This window comes from Neisseria sp. SLRRB23 (assembly GCF_050896295.1).
Taxonomy (GTDB): domain Bacteria; phylum Pseudomonadota; class Gammaproteobacteria; order Burkholderiales; family Neisseriaceae; genus Neisseria.
This window is the reverse complement of the sequence record NZ_JBPBFH010000014.1, coordinates 13,279-29,137: the sequence shown is the minus strand read 5'-3', so window position 1 is coordinate 29,137 and position 15,859 is coordinate 13,279. Positions and strand designations below refer to the sequence as shown.

At 53.6% G+C, this 15,859-nt stretch carries 19 protein-coding genes; 12 read left to right on the top strand and 7 right to left on the bottom strand.

The window, feature by feature from the left end; all coding sequences use genetic code 11:
- Nucleotides 1-21 precede the first annotated feature (21 nt).
- Nucleotides 22-807 carry an enoyl-ACP reductase FabI gene (gene fabI, locus ACRPFF_RS05125; protein ID WP_432673998.1) on the top strand — a complete coding sequence of 262 codons (786 nt, stop codon included), beginning with the start codon at nucleotides 22-24 and terminating at the stop codon, nucleotides 805-807.
- Here fabI and ACRPFF_RS05120 read toward each other — a convergent pair.
- Nucleotides 774-1,064, bottom strand: coding sequence for a hypothetical protein (locus tag ACRPFF_RS05120; protein WP_432673997.1), 291 nt, complete (start codon nucleotides 1,062-1,064; stop codon nucleotides 774-776). The genes fabI and ACRPFF_RS05120 overlap by 34 nt on opposite strands.
- Nucleotides 1,051-2,049: a branched-chain-amino-acid transaminase gene (gene ilvE / locus ACRPFF_RS05115; protein ID WP_432673996.1), complete on the bottom strand. Its 999-nt coding sequence runs from the start codon at nucleotides 2,047-2,049 to the stop codon at nucleotides 1,051-1,053. Before ilvE ends, ACRPFF_RS05120 begins: the two co-directional genes overlap by 14 nt.
- Before the next feature lie 301 nt (nucleotides 2,050-2,350).
- Here ilvE and ACRPFF_RS05110 point away from each other — a divergent pair, with 301 nt between their 5' ends.
- The 3 genes from ACRPFF_RS05110 to gloA are packed head-to-tail and all read left to right on the top strand — an operon-like array spanning nucleotide 2,351 to nucleotide 4,285.
- Nucleotides 2,351-2,665, top strand: a complete 315-nt coding sequence (locus ACRPFF_RS05110) for a LapA family protein (RefSeq protein ID WP_432673995.1) — start codon at nucleotides 2,351-2,353, stop codon at nucleotides 2,663-2,665.
- A 10-nt stretch (nucleotides 2,666-2,675) separates the two neighbouring features.
- A complete protein-coding gene (gene lapB, locus ACRPFF_RS05105) occupies nucleotides 2,676-3,845 on the top strand; it encodes a lipopolysaccharide assembly protein LapB (protein ID WP_432674013.1) in 1,170 nt (389 codons plus the stop codon).
- A 23-nt stretch (nucleotides 3,846-3,868) separates the two neighbouring features.
- Nucleotides 3,869-4,285 (top strand): lactoylglutathione lyase, encoded by a 417-nt coding sequence (gene gloA, locus ACRPFF_RS05100; RefSeq protein WP_002241072.1) that lies wholly within the window; start codon nucleotides 3,869-3,871, stop codon nucleotides 4,283-4,285.
- Between the two features lie 172 nt (nucleotides 4,286-4,457).
- On the opposite strand, the gene tspA is transcribed toward gloA, so the two are convergent.
- Nucleotides 4,458-7,382 (bottom strand): FimV/HubP family polar landmark-like protein TspA, encoded by a 2,925-nt coding sequence (tspA, locus tag ACRPFF_RS05095; protein ID WP_432673994.1) that lies wholly within the window; start codon nucleotides 7,380-7,382, stop codon nucleotides 4,458-4,460.
- A 288-nt stretch (nucleotides 7,383-7,670) separates the two neighbouring features.
- Between tspA and ACRPFF_RS05090 the strand changes: the two genes are divergently transcribed.
- The 7 genes from ACRPFF_RS05090 to dusA all read left to right on the top strand — a co-directional run bounded on the left by ACRPFF_RS05090 (nucleotide 7,671) and on the right by dusA (nucleotide 12,123).
- Entirely contained in the window at nucleotides 7,671-8,201 is a 531-nt protein-coding gene (locus ACRPFF_RS05090) for a septation protein A (protein ID WP_250314381.1), read from the top strand.
- Nucleotides 8,202-8,203: 2 nt separating this feature from the next.
- Nucleotides 8,204-8,494, top strand: coding sequence for a YciI family protein (locus ACRPFF_RS05085; protein WP_192879973.1), 291 nt, complete (start codon nucleotides 8,204-8,206; stop codon nucleotides 8,492-8,494).
- The gene (locus ACRPFF_RS05080) at nucleotides 8,494-8,772 is read left to right on the top strand and encodes a BolA family protein (RefSeq protein ID WP_411712757.1); all 279 of its coding nucleotides are present in this window, start codon (nucleotides 8,494-8,496) and stop codon (nucleotides 8,770-8,772) included. The genes ACRPFF_RS05085 and ACRPFF_RS05080 overlap by 1 nt, the downstream gene beginning before the upstream one ends.
- Before the next feature lie 48 nt (nucleotides 8,773-8,820).
- Entirely contained in the window at nucleotides 8,821-9,687 is an 867-nt protein-coding gene (locus ACRPFF_RS05075; protein WP_432673993.1) for a peptidyl-prolyl cis-trans isomerase, read from the top strand.
- A gap of 69 nt (nucleotides 9,688-9,756) precedes the next feature.
- Nucleotides 9,757-10,515: a peptidyl-prolyl cis-trans isomerase gene (locus ACRPFF_RS05070; protein ID WP_411712755.1), complete on the top strand. Its 759-nt coding sequence runs from the start codon at nucleotides 9,757-9,759 to the stop codon at nucleotides 10,513-10,515.
- A 75-nt stretch (nucleotides 10,516-10,590) separates the two neighbouring features.
- Nucleotides 10,591-11,082: a D-aminoacyl-tRNA deacylase gene (gene dtd / locus ACRPFF_RS05065; protein ID WP_115119645.1), complete on the top strand. Its 492-nt coding sequence runs from the start codon at nucleotides 10,591-10,593 to the stop codon at nucleotides 11,080-11,082.
- 30 nt (nucleotides 11,083-11,112) lie between these two features.
- A complete protein-coding gene (gene dusA / locus ACRPFF_RS05060) occupies nucleotides 11,113-12,123 on the top strand; it encodes a tRNA dihydrouridine(20/20a) synthase DusA (protein WP_432673992.1) in 1,011 nt (336 codons plus the stop codon).
- A gap of 69 nt (nucleotides 12,124-12,192) precedes the next feature.
- Here dusA and gluQRS read toward each other — a convergent pair whose 3' ends face one another.
- The 4 genes from gluQRS to tal are packed head-to-tail and all read right to left on the bottom strand — an operon-like array spanning nucleotide 12,193 to nucleotide 14,598.
- A complete protein-coding gene (gene gluQRS / locus ACRPFF_RS05055) occupies nucleotides 12,193-13,080 on the bottom strand; it encodes a tRNA glutamyl-Q(34) synthetase GluQRS (RefSeq protein WP_432673991.1) in 888 nt (295 codons plus the stop codon).
- Between the two features lie 18 nt (nucleotides 13,081-13,098).
- Nucleotides 13,099-13,389 (bottom strand): hypothetical protein, encoded by a 291-nt coding sequence (locus ACRPFF_RS05050; RefSeq protein WP_432673990.1) that lies wholly within the window; start codon nucleotides 13,387-13,389, stop codon nucleotides 13,099-13,101.
- A 4-nt stretch (nucleotides 13,390-13,393) separates the two neighbouring features.
- Nucleotides 13,394-13,528, bottom strand: a complete 135-nt coding sequence (locus tag ACRPFF_RS05045; protein WP_301001478.1) for a hypothetical protein — start codon at nucleotides 13,526-13,528, stop codon at nucleotides 13,394-13,396.
- Nucleotides 13,529-13,542: 14 nt separating this feature from the next.
- On the bottom strand, nucleotides 13,543-14,598 hold the full coding sequence (gene tal, locus ACRPFF_RS05040) for a transaldolase (protein WP_432673989.1): 1,056 nt from the start codon (nucleotides 14,596-14,598) through the stop codon (nucleotides 13,543-13,545).
- 96 nt (nucleotides 14,599-14,694) lie between these two features.
- Here tal and ACRPFF_RS05035 point away from each other — a divergent pair, with 96 nt between their 5' ends.
- Nucleotides 14,695-15,669 carry a KpsF/GutQ family sugar-phosphate isomerase gene (locus tag ACRPFF_RS05035; protein WP_432673988.1) on the top strand — a complete coding sequence of 325 codons (975 nt, stop codon included), beginning with the start codon at nucleotides 14,695-14,697 and terminating at the stop codon, nucleotides 15,667-15,669.
- Nucleotides 15,670-15,859: the final 190 nt, after the last annotated feature.

Genomic DNA, 15,859 nt, shown 5'->3' with positions numbered 1-15,859 from the left:
ACACTATTTGAAGGATACAAAATGGGTTTTCTGCAAGGCAAAAAAATTCTGATTACCGGCATGATTTCCGAGCGTTCCATCGCTTACGGCATCGCCAAAGCCTGCCGCGAACAAGGCGCGGAACTGGCGTTTACCTACGTTGTGGACAAACTGGAAGAGCGCGTCCGCAAAATGGCCGCCGAATTGGATTCCGAACTCGTATTCCGCTGCGATGTCGCCAGTGACGACGAAATCAACCAAGTGTTCGCCGACTTGGGCAAACATTGGGACGGCTTGGACGGTTTGGTGCATTCCATCGGCTTCGCACCGAAAGAAGCCTTGAGCGGCGATTTCCTCGACAGCATCAGCCGCGAAGCGTTCAACACCGCACACGAAATTTCCGCATACAGCCTGCCCGCATTGGCAAAAGCCGCCCGTCCGATGATGCGCGGCAGAAATTCCGCCATCGTCGCCCTGAGCTACTTGGGCGCGGTGCGCGCGATTCCGAACTACAACGTGATGGGTATGGCAAAAGCCAGCCTTGAGGCGGGCATCCGCTTTACCGCCGCCTGTTTGGGCAAAGAAGGCATCCGCTGCAACGGCATTTCCGCAGGCCCGATCAAAACGCTTGCCGCCTCCGGCATCGCCGATTTAGGCAAACTCTTGGGACACGTCGCCGCCCACAATCCGCTGCGCCGCAACGTTACCATCGAAGAAGTCGGCAATACCGCCGCCTTCCTGCTGTCCGACCTGTCGTCCGGCATTACCGGCGAAATCACTTATGTTGACGGCGGTTACAGCATCAATGCCTTGAGCACCGAGGGATAATCCGCCGTTTTCAAATCCGTGCGCCGTCCGTGCCGCGTATCGGTTTCGGGCGGCGTTTTGCCGTCTGAAGCGTATTTCCAGAGAAATGCCCGACTTGCGGCAGGCGGGATGAGAAATGCGGACGCTTGTTTTAACCGATTGCCTTTGTGCCGACTTGCTGCAGGTGCGGCGGAAACGGTCTGGACGTGAAAATGCCGTCTGAAACGCCAAACGGGTTTCAGACGGCATTTTTTATTTAAAGCATCAGCACACTTCAACCAGCCAGCCGTATTTGTCTTCCGCCAAACCATACTGGATGTCGGTAATCGCCTTACGGATGGCATAGCCGCGTTCTTGGCTCTTCACTTCGATTTCTTTGCTGCCGATGACGAAGGAAGTAACGGGCGAGATGACGGCTGCCGTACCGGTCAAAATGGCTTCCGCACCGTTTTCCACCGCAGCTTTCAGTTCATCAACCGTGAAATTACGTTCGCTGACGGTATAGCCCAAATCTTTGGCGACAGTCAGCACGGAATCGCGGGTAACGCCGTGCAGGAATTCGTCTGTCAACGGTTTGGTAATGATTTCATCGCCGTTAATCAAGATAAAGTTGGACGCGCCGGTTTCTTGTACGTCGCCGTTCGGGCAGAACAGAACCTGATTTGCGCCGTATTCGGCTTTCGCCTTCAGCACCCAGTGCATGGCGGAAGCGTAGTTGCCGCCGCATTTGACGCGGCCCATATGCGGGGCGCAGCGGATGTGTTCGGTTTCCACCAAGATTTTAACGGGCGAGCCGACTTTGAAATAGTCGCCGACGGGGGAAGCCAAAATATACAGCAGGGCGGTTTCGGAAGGAGAACCGGCCTTGCCGATAACGGGATCGGTACCGATTAAGGTCGGGCGCAGGTACAGCGCGGCAGGTGCATCGGGAATCTCATCGGCAGCGCGTTTAACCAATTCAACCAAAGCATCGAGATAAGCTTGGGTTTCGGGGCGCGGCAGGTGCAAAATGTCCGCACTTTGCCGCATACGCGCGATATTGGCGGTCGGGCGGAACAGCACGATTTTACCGTCTGCCTGACGGAAAGCTTTCAGTCCCTCGAAACATTCGCTGCCGTAGTGCAGGGCGTGCGCGCCGGGTGCGAGGGTGAGGTCTTGGGAAGATTGCCATTCGGTCGGCTGCCATTTGCCTTCGCGGTAGGCGAGGACGGGCATTTGACTGTGAAAAACGCTGCCGAATACGGCGGGTACGGGTCTGCTCATGATGAAAAGCCTTTCTTATTCTGATATGAACGGTTTAAATTTGAAGACTGTAAAGATACGCCTGCAAACAGGGTTTTGACAAGTGCGCGGCGGGTTTTTCTGTCGATGCGGTGTCCAATCCGTTATTTTTCAAATGGAAAGGAACGGTGTATTTGGTAAAATTGTCGGCAATCGCATACTCCGTATGCCGTCTGAACACGCTGCCGCATCCTATCCGAAACCGTGCAAATCGTTTAAACTAGCGCAATCTTGGTTCAGAGTGCGAAGCTGTCGGCGCGGCGTTTTTATTTACGGAGCAAACATGAAACTTATCTATACCGTCATCAAAATCATTATCCTGCTGCTCTTCCTGCTGCTTGCCGTCATTAATATGGATGCCGTTACCTTTTCCTATCTTCCGGGGCAGAGTGTCAATCTGCCGCTGATTGTCATATTGTTTGGCGCATTTGTAGTCGGTATTGTTTTTGGAATGTTTGCCTTGTTCGGACGGTTGTTGTCGTTACGTGGCGAGAACGGCAGGTTGCGTGCCGAAGTAAAGAAAAATGCGCGTTTGACGGGGAAGGAGCTGACCGCACCACCGGCGCAAAATGCGCTCGAATCTGCCAAACAGCCTTGAGAAAGCCGATATGGACAATGAATTGTGGATTATCCTGCTGCCGATTATCCTTTTGCCCGTTTTCTTCGCGATGGGCTGGTTTGCCGCCCGCGTGGATATGAAGACTGTATTAAAGCAGGCAAAAAGCATACCGTCGGGATTTTATAAAAGTCTGGATGCCTTGGTTGACCGCAACAGCGGACGTGCCGCCAGGGAATTGGCAGAGGTCATCGATCAGCAGCCTCAGTCATACGACCTGAACCTCACCCTAGGCAAGCTTTACCGTCAGCGTGGCGAAAACGACAAAGCCATCAATATGCACCAAACATTGCTGGACTCTCCCGATACAACCGGAGCCAAGCGTGCGCGCGTATTGTTTGAATTGGCGCAAACCTATCAAAGTGCGGGGTTGGTTGACCGTGCCGAACAGATTTTCCTCAGTCTGCAAGACGGTGAAATGGCGCGTGAAGCCAGACAGCACCTGCTCAATATCTACCAGCAGGACAGGGATTGGGAAAAAGCGATTGAAACCGCCCAACTTCTCAGTCACGACGAACAGACATATCAGTTTGAAATCGCACAGTTTTATTGCGAACTTGCACAGGCTTCATTGTTTAAGTCCAATTTTGATGTTGCACGTTTTAATGTCGGCAAAGCCCTTGAGGCCAACAAAAGATGTACCCGTGCCAATATGATTTTAGGCGACATTGAATACAGGCAGGGCAATTTTCCTGCATCGGTTGAAGCGTATGCCGCCATCGAGCAGCAAAATCATGCCTATTTGAGCATGGTCGGAGAGAAACTTTATGACGCTTATGCGGCGCAAGGAAAGCCTGAAGAAGGATTAAATCGCCTGATAGGGTATATGCAGACCTTCCCGGAACTTGATTTGATTAACGTCGTGTACGAGAAATCCTTATTGCTCAGGGGGGAGAAAGAGGCTGCACAAACTGCTATCGAGCTTGTTCGGCGCAAACCGGACTTGAACGGTGTTTACCGCCTGCTCGGTTTAAGAATCAGCGATATGGATCCGACTTGGAAAGCCGATGCCGATATGATGCGTTCGGTTATCGGACGGCAGCTCCAGCGCAGCGTGATGTACCGTTGCCGCAACTGCCACTTCAAATCCCAAGTCTTTTTCTGGCACTGTCCCGCCTGCAACAAATGGCAGACGTTTACGCCAAACAAAATCGAAGTTTAACCACCACCGAGAGGAACACAAAAATGCGCTTACTCCATACTATGCTCCGCGTGGGCAATCTCGAAAAATCCCTCGATTTCTACCAAAACGTTTTGGGTATGAAACTGCTCCGCCGAAAAGACTATCCCGAAGGCAGATTTACCCTTGCCTTCGTCGGTTACGGCGACGAAACCGACAGCACGGTTTTGGAACTGACGCACAACTGGGATACGGAACGATACGACTTGGGCAACGCCTACGGACACATCGCGATTGAAGTGGACGATGCCTACGAAGCCTGCGAACGTGTGAAGCGGCAGGGCGGAAACGTCGTCCGCGAAGCCGGCCCGATGAAACACGGCACAACTGTGATAGCCTTCGTCGAAGACCCCGACGGATACAAAATCGAGTTCATTCAAAAGAAAAGCGGCGACGATTCGGTTGCCTATCAAACTGCCTGATACCGCCGCCACCAATGCCGTCTGAAGCCTTTAGGGGGTTCAGACGGCATTTTGTTGCCGGCAGTCTGCTGTTTGAGCCTGTGCCGGGTCAAACTTTATCCGTTACACCGATAAGGCAAAAAAAGATGCCGTCTGAAACGGCATCCTTGATCTGCAAAAGGGCAGTTGGGAATCAAATACCCAATTCTTGCGCCAATGCTTGGGCACGTTTGAGTACGTCGCCTTCCGCTTCTTCCAGCAATTCCTGCACTGTCTCGGCAGCGGCATCGCGGTCGCCGATTTCGAGATACATTTTGGCAAGGTCGTATTTCGCTTCGGACGGTGCGTCAGAACCCACAGATTCCGAAGTGAAACCGGTACCCGCATTATTTGGAATATTTTCTTCCGCAAGGGAAATGCTCCAATCTACCGTTTCTTTTTCCCCGTCTTTCAGGAAGTCGGGCAAAGCGTCTGCTTCAGAGGTGTTGGAATCAGGCGTTTCCAAAGTGATTTCCGCTGCATTTTCCTCAACGGCCGGTGCTTCGGCAGGTTGCAGCAGCGCGGACAAATCGTCGGCAACGGTGTGGAAGTCGGGCGTTTTATCAACGGTTTCCGCTGCTTTTTCTTCAACAGCCGGTGCTTCAAATTTCTCAACGGCAGGTGTTTCAAAAGGTTGCAGCAGCGCGGACAAATCGTCTGCGGTGGCGTTGAAATCAGCTATTTCGGCAACGGTTTCTGCTGCGGTTTCCCCAACGTCAGGCGTTTCAAACGGTTGCAGCAGCGCGGACAAATCATCGGCAACGGTTTCCGTTACATTTTCCTCAACAGCCGGTGCTTCAGCAGGTTGCAACAGTGCAGACAAATCGTCGGCAACGGTGTGGAAGTCGGGCGTTTCGGCAACGGTTTCCGCCGCTTTTTCCTCAACAGCCGGTGCTTCAGCAGGCTGAAGCAATGCGGACAAATCGTCTGCAACGGTATGGAAGTCGGACGTTTCGGCAACAGTTTCCGTTACATTTTCCTCAACAGCCGGTGCTTCAGCAGGTTGCAGCAGTGCGGACAAATCGTCGGCAACGGTGTGGAAGTCGGACGTTTCGGCAACGGTTTCCGTTACATTTTCCTCAACAGCCGGTGCTTCAGCAGGTTGCAGCAGTGCGGACAAATCGTCTGCGGTGGCGTTGAAATCGGGCGTTTCAGGCGCAGTTTCCGCGACGGCATCGGTTTCGTACACTTTCAGGAAATCGTGCAACTCTTCCGGTGTTTGGACTTCGGCAACTGTTTTTTCCAAGATGGTTTCGGGCGAGGAAGCCTTCAGGAAGCCTGCCAGTCCGGAGGGTGCGGCAGGTTTTGCGGAAGCTGTTTCTTCTGTGCCGATATGGTTGTTTGAGAACAGGTTGTTGTAGAAATCGGTATCGACGGTTTCCGGTTTGTTTTCGGCAGTTTGGGCGACAGATTCCGGTTTGGGCGTGTCGATGACGATTTTGACAGGGTTGTACGGGTTGAAGGTCTCAGGCTCGTACACGCTGTCTGTGGATTCGATGGCGTTCCAATCGGCATCCGCGCGTTTTTGGGTTTCTTCATCCTGCGTAAGTGCGCCGGACAAAATGCCGTTTTGCGCGGCTGCCAGGCTGTCGAAATCCAAGTCGATGCGGTTGGAAGGCGTATCGGTTTCGACATCGAACGTTTGTTTTGCCGATAACTCTTCTTCAGATTCCCCACCTAAGGCAAGTGTGTCGTTTACATCGTTTTTCGGAGCGGGTTCGGGCGTTGCCGGAGTTTCGACTTCGGCAAAGGTGATTTCTATGCCGTCGTCTGCCGCGTCGTCAAGGTCAAGCTCTTCTTCAGGGACGGATTCTTCGGTACGGCGCGCGCGTTTGGATTGGGCAAGGCGCAAAAGCAGCAGCAGGGCAATCAATGCCGCGCCTCCGCCGGCAAGCAGCAAGGTGTACGAACCGTCGAACAGACCGTCAAACAGTCCGCTTTCGGTTTCTTCTTCGGCAGGAACCTGTTCGACAGGTTCGGCAACGGGTTCGGCGGCAACTTCACTGGCTGTTTCCGCAATAGGTTCGGAAACGGCGTTGCCGATTTCGTCGGTCGGCGTGTCGATGGCAGAAGCGGCGGCTTCTTGAGGGGCGGATTCGGCAGCAGTTTCCGATGCGGCAGTATTTGCAGCGGGTACAGGTTCGGGTTGGCGTTCTGTCGCCGAAGCCGGAGTTTCTGACACTGCGGGTTTGGGTTCGGGTCGAACGGCCGGTTTTTCCGCTTTTGCTTCGAGCGCGGCAACTTTTGCTTCAGGTTTTTCAACCGGTTTTTCGACAGGTTTCTCTATCGGTTTCTCTACCGTTGCCTGTTTGGACGGTTCAGATGGCATGGATACGGTTTCGGCTTTGGGTTTCGCCGTTTGCGGTTTGGGTTGTTCCGCTTTGATTTTTTTGGGTGCTGCCGCTTTGATCCTATTCAGATTCGGAATGTGAAGCACGCTGCCCGCACGCAGTCTGCCGTGTGCGGAAACATTTGGGTTTGCCTTCAGTAGCGCATCGGCAACCTGTTCGAGCGTCAGGTGTTTCGGACGGATGGCGGCGGCAATCTGTTTGAGCGTTTCGCCTTTGCGGACGGTATGGGTTTTGCCGTTATGCGCCGATTTGACGGCTGCGTTCGCGCTGTCTTTTTTATCGGTTTTGCGGAGGGCTTTGGTGTTTTGATTTTCTTGGGACTCTGCTGTCGGAGTGGTTTTGCGGTGTGTCTTGCCGTCTGAAAGTGCAGATTTGGTTTTGGGCGAGTAGCCGACAGGATCGAGGATGGCGGTGTATTCGCGTACCTGCGCGCCTGCACCGATGCGGAACACCAGGACGGGATCGCGGACTGCCTGCGCGGAAGAAACGGCAATGACGGCTTTGTCGCCCAACTTGTGGACTTTGGCGGTCAGGCCTTTTTCGGAAACGGTAACGCTGCCGCCGCCTAGCAGGGCTTTGGCTTCTTCGCCGGTTACGGTAATGCTGCCGGAAAAGGGTTCGTCAAGGTTGGACCGGATATTCAGTCCGCCCAGTCGCGCATGTGCCTGAAAGGATGCGGCAACTGCGATGGAGGCGGCAATCAGTTTGATTTGTCTGTTGTTTTTCAAGATGTATCCCCTGTGGGTTGGCGGCTGAATACGGTTTGACCGCGTACAGTCTGTAAATTTCGTCATCAGGCATCGGCAATACGGACGATAGGGTGCGGATAGGCAGAGGTCCCAGCCGAAGCTGTATTTTAAAGCCAATTTTACAAATTATGACATATCTCCATCTTTTTTCAAAAACATCTGTGCATATTTTCATTAATCAAAACAAAATTTGTTGGCTTTGCAGGTGCAAAAATAGGGTTCTGCCTGTATGATTAGCGTTTATTTGATTTGCTTTCTCATTTGGATATGAAATTTGTCAGCGACCTTTTATCCGTCATCCTGTTTTTCGCCACTTATACCGTTACCAAAAATATGATTGCCGCCACGGCGGTCGCATTGGTTGCCGGTGTGGTTCAGGCAGTTTTCCTGTATTGGAAGCATAAAAGGCTGGATACGATGCAGTGGGTCAGTCTGCTGTTGATTGTCGTATTCGGCGGCGCAACCATTGTTTTGGGCGACAGCCGCTTCATTATGTGGAAGCCGACAGTATTGTTCTGGTGCGGGGCGTTATTCCTGCTGGGTAGCCACCTTGCGGGTAAAAACGGTTTAAAGGCAAGTATCGGCAGGGAGATTCAGCTTCCGGATGCCGTATGGGCGAAATTGACTTATATGTGGGTCGGTTTTCTGATTTTTATGGGTATTGCCAACTGGTTTGTGTTTACTAGGTTTGAAGCGCAATGGGTTAACTATAAGATGTTCGGTTCGACTGCGCTGATGCTTGTTTTCTTTATTATTCAGGGTATTTATCTGAGTACCTATCTGAAAAAGGAGGATTGACTGTGGAATATTTTATGTTGCTGGCAACAGACGGGGAGAATGTGCATGAAGCGCGTATGGCGGCACGTCCCGAACACCTCAAACGCTTGGAGGTGCTGAAATCGGAAGGGCGGTTGCTGACCGCAGGTCCGAATCCTTTGCCGGAGGATCCGAACCGCGTTTCGGGTAGTTTGATTGTGGCGCAGTTCGAGTCTTTGGATGCGGCGCAGGCTTGGGCGGAAGACGATCCCTATGTTCATGCCGGCGTGTATAGCGAAGTGCTGATTAAACCGTTTAAAGCGGTGTTCAAATAATGCCGGCCGTCGATTTGATCCGCGAACGCCTGCAGACGCTTGATCCTCTGGTGTTGGAAATCGGCGATGAGAGTCATCTGCACAAAGGACACGCGGGCAATACCGGCGGCGGACATTATGCTGTTTTGGTCGTCAGCGGCCGTTTTGAAGGCGTAAGCCGCCTGAACCGTCAGAAAACGGTCAAATCGCTGCTCAAAGATTTGTTTTCAGACGGCATCATCCACGCGCTCGGCATCCGGGTGGCTGCCCCTGACGAGTATTTCCATACGGCGGACTGAATGAAGTCTGCCCGAATATTTCAATTTAAAATTTAAAGAGAGAAGATTATGAAAGCAAAAATCCTGACTTCCGTTGCACTGCTTGCCTGTTCAGGCAGCCTGTTTGCTCAAACACTGGCAACCGTCAACGGTCAAAAAATCGACAGTTCCGTCATCGATGCGCAGGTTGCCGCATTCCGTGCGGAAAACAGCCGTGCCGAAGACACGCCGCAACTGCGCCAATCCCTGCTGGAAAACGAAGTGGTCAACACCGTGGTCGCGCAGGAAGTCAAACGCCTGAAACTCGACCAGTCGGCAGAGTTTAAAGACACGGTGGCCAAATTGCGTGCCGAAGCGAAAAAGTCGGGCGACGACAAGAAACCGTCCTTCAAAACCCTCTGGTCGGCTCTAGAATACGAATTGAACGGCAGGGCATACGCGCTGCACGTTGCGAAAACCCAACCGGTTTCCGAGCAGGAAGTAAAAGCCGTTTACGACAATATCAGCGGTTTTTATAAAGGTACGCAGGAAGTCCAGTTAGGCGAAATCCTGACCGACAAGGAAGAAAATGCGAAAAAAGCCGTTGCCGATCTGAAGGCGAAAAAAGGTTTTGATGCCGTTTTGAAACAATACTCGCTCAACGACCGCACCAAACAAACCGGCGCGCCGAACGAATATGTGCCGCTGAAAGATTTGGAACAGGGTGTTCCGCCGCTTTATCAGGCAATTAAGGACTTGAAAAAAGGCGAATTTACGGCAACGCCGCTGAAAAACGGCGATTTCTACGGCGTTTATTATGTCAACGACAGCCGCGAGGTGAAAGTGCCTTCTTTTGACGAAATGAAAGGACAGATTGCCGGCAACCTTCAGGCGGAACGGATTGACCGTGCCGTCGGTGCGCTGTTGGGTAAGGCAAACATCAAACCTGCAAAATAATCTGAAAACGGGATACGGCGGCAAGACGTTCAGACAAGCGTTTTGCCGCCGCACAGGACAGGGAATACCATGAAACAGAAAAAAACCGCTGCCGCAGTTATTGCTGCAATGTTGGCAGGTTTTGCGGCAGCCAAAGTACCCGAAATCGACCCGGCTTTGGTGGATACGCTGGTGGCGCAGATCATGCAGCAGGCAGACCGGCATGCGGAGCAGTCCCAAAAACCGGATGGGCAGGCAATCCGAAACGATGCCGTCCGTCAACTGCAAACTTTGGAAGTTTTGAAAAACGGGGCGTTGCAGGCCGGATTGGATAAGGATCAAGGCGTTCAAAACCGCTTTAAAATCGCCGAAGCGTCTTTTTACGCCCAAGAATACGTCCGCTTTCTGGAACGTTCGGAAACGGTTTCCGAAAGCGAACTGCGTCAGTTTTATGAGCGGCAAATCCGCATGATCAAATTGCAGCAGGTCGGTTTTGCCACGGAGGATGAGGCGCGTCAGGCGCAGCAGCTTCTGCTCAAAGGGCTGTCTTTTGAAGGGCTGATGAAGCGTTATCCGAACGACGAACAGGCGTTTGACAGTTTCATTATGGCGCAGCAGCTTCCTGAGCCGCTGGCTTCCCGGTTTGCCGCGATGAATCGGGGCGACGTTACCCGCGATCCGGTCAAATTGGGCGAACGCTATTATCTGTTCAAACTCAGCGAGGTCGGGAAAAACCCCGACGCGCAGCCTTTCGAGTTGGTCAGAAACCAATTGGAGCAGGGTTTGAAACAAGAAAAAGTCCGCTTGAAAATCGATGCCCTTTTGGAAGAAAACGGTGTCAAACCGTAATGGCATTTTCGATACCGATGCCGTCTGAATCCTTTTCAGACGGCATTATCCGCTTTTAGACAAGGAGGACGGCTTATGCGTGCGGTCATACAGAAAACGACGGGCGCGAAGGTAGATGTCGTGTCTGAAAACGGCACGGAAACCTGCGGCAAAATCGACGGCGGATTCGTTGTGCTGCTCGGTGTAACGCACGACGACACGGAAAAAGATGCGCGCTATATTGCCGACAAAATCGCCCATTTGCGCGTGTTTGAAGATGAAGCGGGCAAGCTGAACCTGTCTTTGAAAGATGTCGGCGGCTCCGTGCTGCTGGTGTCGCAGTTTACGCTTTATGCCGATGCGGCAAGCGGGCGGCGGCCTTCGTTTTCGCAAGCCGCACCTGCAGAACAGGCGCAGCAGCTTTACCTGCGAACGGCGGAACTGTTGCGCGGACACGGAATTCATGTCGAAACAGGGCGTTTCCGCACGCATATGCAGGTGTCGCTCTGCAACGACGGGCCGGTAACCATACTGCTGGACTCTTTCATGACGCGGATTTCCCCAAAAATGAAGGTTGTTCCGGATTGAAATTGAATCCGCAATGATGAAATATCGACAATGAACGACAACACGCAACCCCTTCCTCCCCGCCGCCTGTCTGTCGCCCCGATGTTGGACTGGACGGACAGGCACTACCGTTATATGGCGCGCCAGATTACCCGCAATACTTGGCTGTACAGCGAAATGGTCAACGCCGGCGCGATTGTTTACGGCGACAAAGACCGCTTTTTGATGTTTAACGAAGGCGAGCAACCCGTCGCCCTGCAACTGGGCGGCAGCGACCCGTCCGATTTGGCGAAAGCCGCCAAAGCCGCCGAGGCATACGGTTACAACGAGGTCAACCTCAACTGCGGCTGCCCCAGTCCGCGCGTGCAGAAAGGTTCGTTCGGCGCGTGTCTGATGAACGAAGTCGGGCTGGTTGCCGACTGCCTTAACGCGATGCGGGACGCGGTCGGTATTCCCGTTACCGTCAAACACCGCATCGGCGTGGACAGGCAGACCGAATACCAAACCGTTGCCGATTTCGTCGGCACGCTGTGCGACAAAACCGCCTGCAAAACCTTTATCGTCCACGCCCGCAACGCATGGCTGGACGGTCTTTCGCCCAAAGAAAACCGCGACGTTCCGCCCTTGAAATACGATTATGTTTACCGCCTCAAGCAAGAGTTTCCCGAGCTGGAAATCATCATCAACGGCGGCATCACGACCAATGAGGAAATCGCGCAACACCTGCAACACGTTGACGGCGTGATGGTCGGGCGCGAGGCGTACCACAACCCGATGGTGATGCGCGAATGGGACAGGCTGTTTTACGGCGATACCCGCAGCCCGATTGAATACGCCGATTTGGTGCAGCGTCTCTACACATACAGCCAAGCCCAAATCCAAGCCGGACGCGGCACAATCTTGCGCCATATCGTCCGCCACAGCCTCGGGCTGATGCACGGTTTGAAAGGCGCGCGGACTTGGCGGCGTATGCTTTCCGATGCGGCGTTGTTGAAAGGCAACGACGGCGACCTGATTCTCGAAGCGTGGAAAGAGGTCGAACGGGCAAATATGCGCGAATAGGGCGGGGCTGTATGTGTGAAATGCCGTCTGAAGGTTTCAGACGGCATTTGTGCGTTTGTCGGGCGGTGTTTAGGGGGCGGTAATGGCGTGTTTCGGCACTTTGTCCATATCCCAGTGTGCCACCGCCCAGTCGAGCAGTTCGGCAGGGCGGTCGGTTTCCGGTGCTTCGGGCAGCTTGAGGTAACGGAACACTTGGCGGAGGAGTTGTTCGCGGCGGTTTAAATCCAATGCGGGGGCGAGCGTCTGTTTCGACCATTTCTGCCCTTGCGCGTTGGTCAGCAGCGGCAGGTGGGCATATTGCGGTGTCGGAACGCCCAAACACTGCTGCAAATAGATTTGGCGTGGCATGGAAACGAGCAGGTCTTGTCCGCGGACGATGTGGGTAACGCCCTGTTCGGCATCGTCGGCAACGACGGCGAGCTGGTATGCCCAGTAACCGTCTGCACGAAGCAGGACGAAATCGCCGATGTTGCGGGCGAGGTTTTGGGCGTAACCGCCGACGATGCCGTCTGAAAAACCGATAACGCGGTCGGGGACGCGGATGCGCCACGCCGGCTGTTTGCCTTGCGGTGCAGGGCGTTGGTCGGGGTGGCGGCAACGTCCGTTATAGACGAACCCGTCTGCGCCCCGCCTTGCCCCGGCCTGCCAGTCTTTGCGGCTGCAATGGCAGGGATAAACCAGACCGGCGGTTTGCAGACGGCATAGGGTTTCTTCATACAGGGCGTAACGGCGGCTCTGATAGGCGACTTCTCCGTCCCACTCGAATCCGAATGCCTCAAGCGTGTGCAGAATATGGCTTGCCGCCCCCGGCATTTCGCGCGGCGGATCGAGGTCTTCTATGCGGACCAGCCATTTGCCGCCGTTTGAACGTGCATCGGCATAGGAAGCGACGGCGGTCAGCAGCGAGCCGATGTGGAGCAGCCCGGTCGGGCTGGGGGCGAAACGTCCTGTGTACATATCCGGTACAGCCCCCTTTTATTTAAGACTATTAATCAAAGCCATTATCTCATCTTTATTCAGTTCCATCCCAGGCTCTTCAAGCAAGGTTAAATCATATAGAGCATTATATTGCTCTTCGGTAGCTGAATCATCCATAAGACCGAGCGAGAAAAAATCGAAGGCTCTATCTGCAATTCTCTCATTACCTGCATTTCTATCAACCAGTTTCATCAATTCTGTATATATAGTATGGGGAGGTACCGGATCCTTAAAAATTAGATCTGAATAAATTTCATTGGGTGAAATGATTTCGAGTGCTTTTGCCATGATTCTATTTCCTTTTGTGTTGGTGGGTAATGTCGTGTATTAACTTCTTGTTGATTAATATTTTTAGGGCGAATCCTTGATATGCCGCACTGTGTCCGGTCAAACGGGCGATGCCGTCTGAAAGCCTTTCAGACGGCATCGGGGATGAAAAGTTTAAACCAACGGTGCGAGCAGTTTTTCAAACGCTTCTTCAAATTGTTTCAAACCGTCTTTCTGTAAACGCGCCGCCAAGGTTTCGACATCTATGCCGAGCGCGGCGGTTTCGGCAAGCTGCGCTTGTGCTTCTTCTACGCCTTCGGTCAGCGTGGCTTTGGCTGTGCCGTGGTCGATAAAGGCTTTGAGGGTGGCATCGGGAACGGTGTTGACGGTGTGCGCGCCGATTAGGCTGTCAACGTAGAGCGTGTCGGGATAGGCTGGGTTTTTCACGCCGGTAGATGCCCATAAAAGCTGCACGCGGTTTGCGCCTTGGGCTTCCAGTGCGGCAAATTCGGGGGCGGTGAAATATTGCGCCCAGTCTTGATAGGCGGCTTTGGCAAGGGCGATGGCGATTTTGCCTTTGAGGTAGTTGGGCAGGGTGGCGTCTAATGCGGCATCAACACGGGAAATAAAGAAGCTGGCGACAACTTGGATATGGGAAACGTCGTGTCCTGCTTCCAAACGTTTGGTAATGCCGCGCGTGTAGGCTGCATAGGCTTTGAGGGTTTGGGCGCGTGAGAACAGCAGGGTCAGGTTCACGCTGATGCCGTCGGCGATGAGGGTCTCGAGCGCATCGATGCCTGCCTCGGTGGCAGGCACTTTAATCATGGCGTTTTTACGCGCGATGGCGGCATGGAGGCGGTGGGCTTCCTTTACCGTGCCTTGAGCGTCTTTAGCAAGTTCGGGAGAAACTTCGAGGCTGACGAAACCGGTTTTGCCGCCGGTGGATTCGTGTTCGGCAAGGCAAACGTCGCAGGCTGCCCGTACGTCGGCAACCGCCATGGTTTCGTAGCGTTGTTTCGGGCTGAGGTTTTGCTGCTTGAGGGCGGCAATTTCATCGGCGTAAAGCGCGTCGCCGGCAAAGGCTTTTTGGAAGATGGCGGGATTGGAAGTTACGCCGCACACGCCTTGTTTCAGCATTTGCGCCAATTCGCCGCTTTGCACGAGCGAGCGGGAAAGGTTGTCCAGCCAGATTTGTTGTCCTAATGCTTTAACGTCCGATAAAATAGTCATTTCTGATTCCTTTGGACAGATGTGTATGTTTCAAAGGTTTATGCTACCCCGATTCGGAAATTTTGGGTAGTTTTATTACAGCAAAGGCGGATTGCGATGGCAGGAAACGAAAAATATCTCGATTGGGCGCGCGAAGTGTTGCACACCGAAGCGGAAGGCTTGCGCGAAATTGCGGCGGAATTGGACGAAAACTTCGTCCTTGGGGCAGACGCGTTGTTGCACTGCAAGGGCAGGGTTGTTATCACGGGCATGGGCAAGTCGGGACATATCGGGCGCAAAATGGCGGCAACCATGGCCTCGACCGGCACGCCCGCGTTTTTTGTCCACCCTGCGGAAGCGGCACACGGCGATTTGGGCATGATTGTGGACAACGACGTCGTCGCCGCCATTTCCAATTCCGGCGAAAGCGACGAAATCACCGCCATCATCCCCGCGCTCAAACGCAAAGACATTACCCTCGTCTGCATCACCGCCCGCCCCGATTCAACCATGGCGCGCCATGCCGATATCCACATCACGGCGTCGGTTTCAAAAGAAGCCTGCCCGCTGGGGCTTGCCCCGACCACCAGCACCACCGCCGTTATGGCTTTGGGCGATGCGTTGGCGGTTGTCCTGCTGCGCGCACGCGCGTTCCCGCCCGACGATTTCGCCTTGAGCCATCCTGCCGGCAGCCTCGGCAAACGCCTGCTTTTACGCGTTGCTGACATTATGCACAAAGGCGGCGGCCTGCCTGCCGTCCGACTCGGCACGCCCTTGAAAGAAGCCATCGTCAGCATGAGCGAGAAAGGTTTGGGCATGTTGGCGGTAACGGACGGGCAATGCCGTCTGAAAGGCGTATTCACCGACGGCGATTTGCGCCGCCTGTTTCAAGAATGCGACAATTTTACCGGTCTTTCGATAGACGAAGTCATGCATACACACCCTAAAACCATCTCCGCTGAACGCCTCGCCACCGAAGCCCTGAAAGTCATGCAGGCAAACCATGTGAACGGGCTTCTGGTTACCGATGCAGACGGCGTGCTGACAGGTGCGCTGAATATGCACGACCTGTTGGCGGCACGGATTGTATAGTGGATTAACAAAAACCAGTACGGCGTTGCCTCGCCTTAGCTCAAAGAGAACGATTCTCTAAGGTGCTGAAGCACCAAGTGAATCGGTTCCGTACTATTTGTACTGTCTGCGGCTTCGTCGCCTTGTCCTGATTTTTGTTAATCCACTATATAAGGCGTTGCAGCCGTTTCAGACGGCATTTGTGGTAAGA

What these genes read in the sequence shown, in the direction of transcription:
- ACRPFF_RS05075 (WP_432673993.1), top strand. Translation starts at nt 8,821, where the DNA reads ATGAAAGCAAAAATCCTGACTTCCGTTGCACTGCTTGCCTGTTCAGGC.
- ACRPFF_RS05070 (WP_411712755.1), top strand. Translation starts at nt 9,757, where the DNA reads ATGAAACAGAAAAAAACCGCTGCCGCAGTTATTGCTGCAATGTTGGCA.
- tal (WP_432673989.1), bottom strand. Translation starts at nt 14,598, where the DNA reads ATGACTATTTTATCGGACGTTAAAGCATTAGGACAACAAATCTGGCTG.
- ACRPFF_RS05110 (WP_432673995.1), top strand. Translation starts at nt 2,351, where the DNA reads ATGAAACTTATCTATACCGTCATCAAAATCATTATCCTGCTGCTCTTC.
- dusA (WP_432673992.1), top strand. Translation starts at nt 11,113, where the DNA reads ATGAACGACAACACGCAACCCCTTCCTCCCCGCCGCCTGTCTGTCGCC.
- gloA (WP_002241072.1), top strand. Translation starts at nt 3,869, where the DNA reads ATGCGCTTACTCCATACTATGCTCCGCGTGGGCAATCTCGAAAAATCC.
- ACRPFF_RS05045 (WP_301001478.1), bottom strand. Translation starts at nt 13,528, where the DNA reads ATGCCGTCTGAAAGGCTTTCAGACGGCATCGCCCGTTTGACCGGACAC.
- ilvE (WP_432673996.1), bottom strand. Translation starts at nt 2,049, where the DNA reads ATGAGCAGACCCGTACCCGCCGTATTCGGCAGCGTTTTTCACAGTCAA.
- fabI (WP_432673998.1), top strand. Translation starts at nt 22, where the DNA reads ATGGGTTTTCTGCAAGGCAAAAAAATTCTGATTACCGGCATGATTTCC.
- gluQRS (WP_432673991.1), bottom strand. Translation starts at nt 13,080, where the DNA reads ATGTACACAGGACGTTTCGCCCCCAGCCCGACCGGGCTGCTCCACATC.
- lapB (WP_432674013.1), top strand. Translation starts at nt 2,676, where the DNA reads ATGGACAATGAATTGTGGATTATCCTGCTGCCGATTATCCTTTTGCCC.
- ACRPFF_RS05035 (WP_432673988.1), top strand. Translation starts at nt 14,695, where the DNA reads ATGGCAGGAAACGAAAAATATCTCGATTGGGCGCGCGAAGTGTTGCAC.
- ACRPFF_RS05080 (WP_411712757.1), top strand. Translation starts at nt 8,494, where the DNA reads ATGCCGGCCGTCGATTTGATCCGCGAACGCCTGCAGACGCTTGATCCT.
- dtd (WP_115119645.1), top strand. Translation starts at nt 10,591, where the DNA reads ATGCGTGCGGTCATACAGAAAACGACGGGCGCGAAGGTAGATGTCGTG.
- ACRPFF_RS05050 (WP_432673990.1), bottom strand. Translation starts at nt 13,389, where the DNA reads ATGGCAAAAGCACTCGAAATCATTTCACCCAATGAAATTTATTCAGAT.
- ACRPFF_RS05090 (WP_250314381.1), top strand. Translation starts at nt 7,671, where the DNA reads ATGAAATTTGTCAGCGACCTTTTATCCGTCATCCTGTTTTTCGCCACT.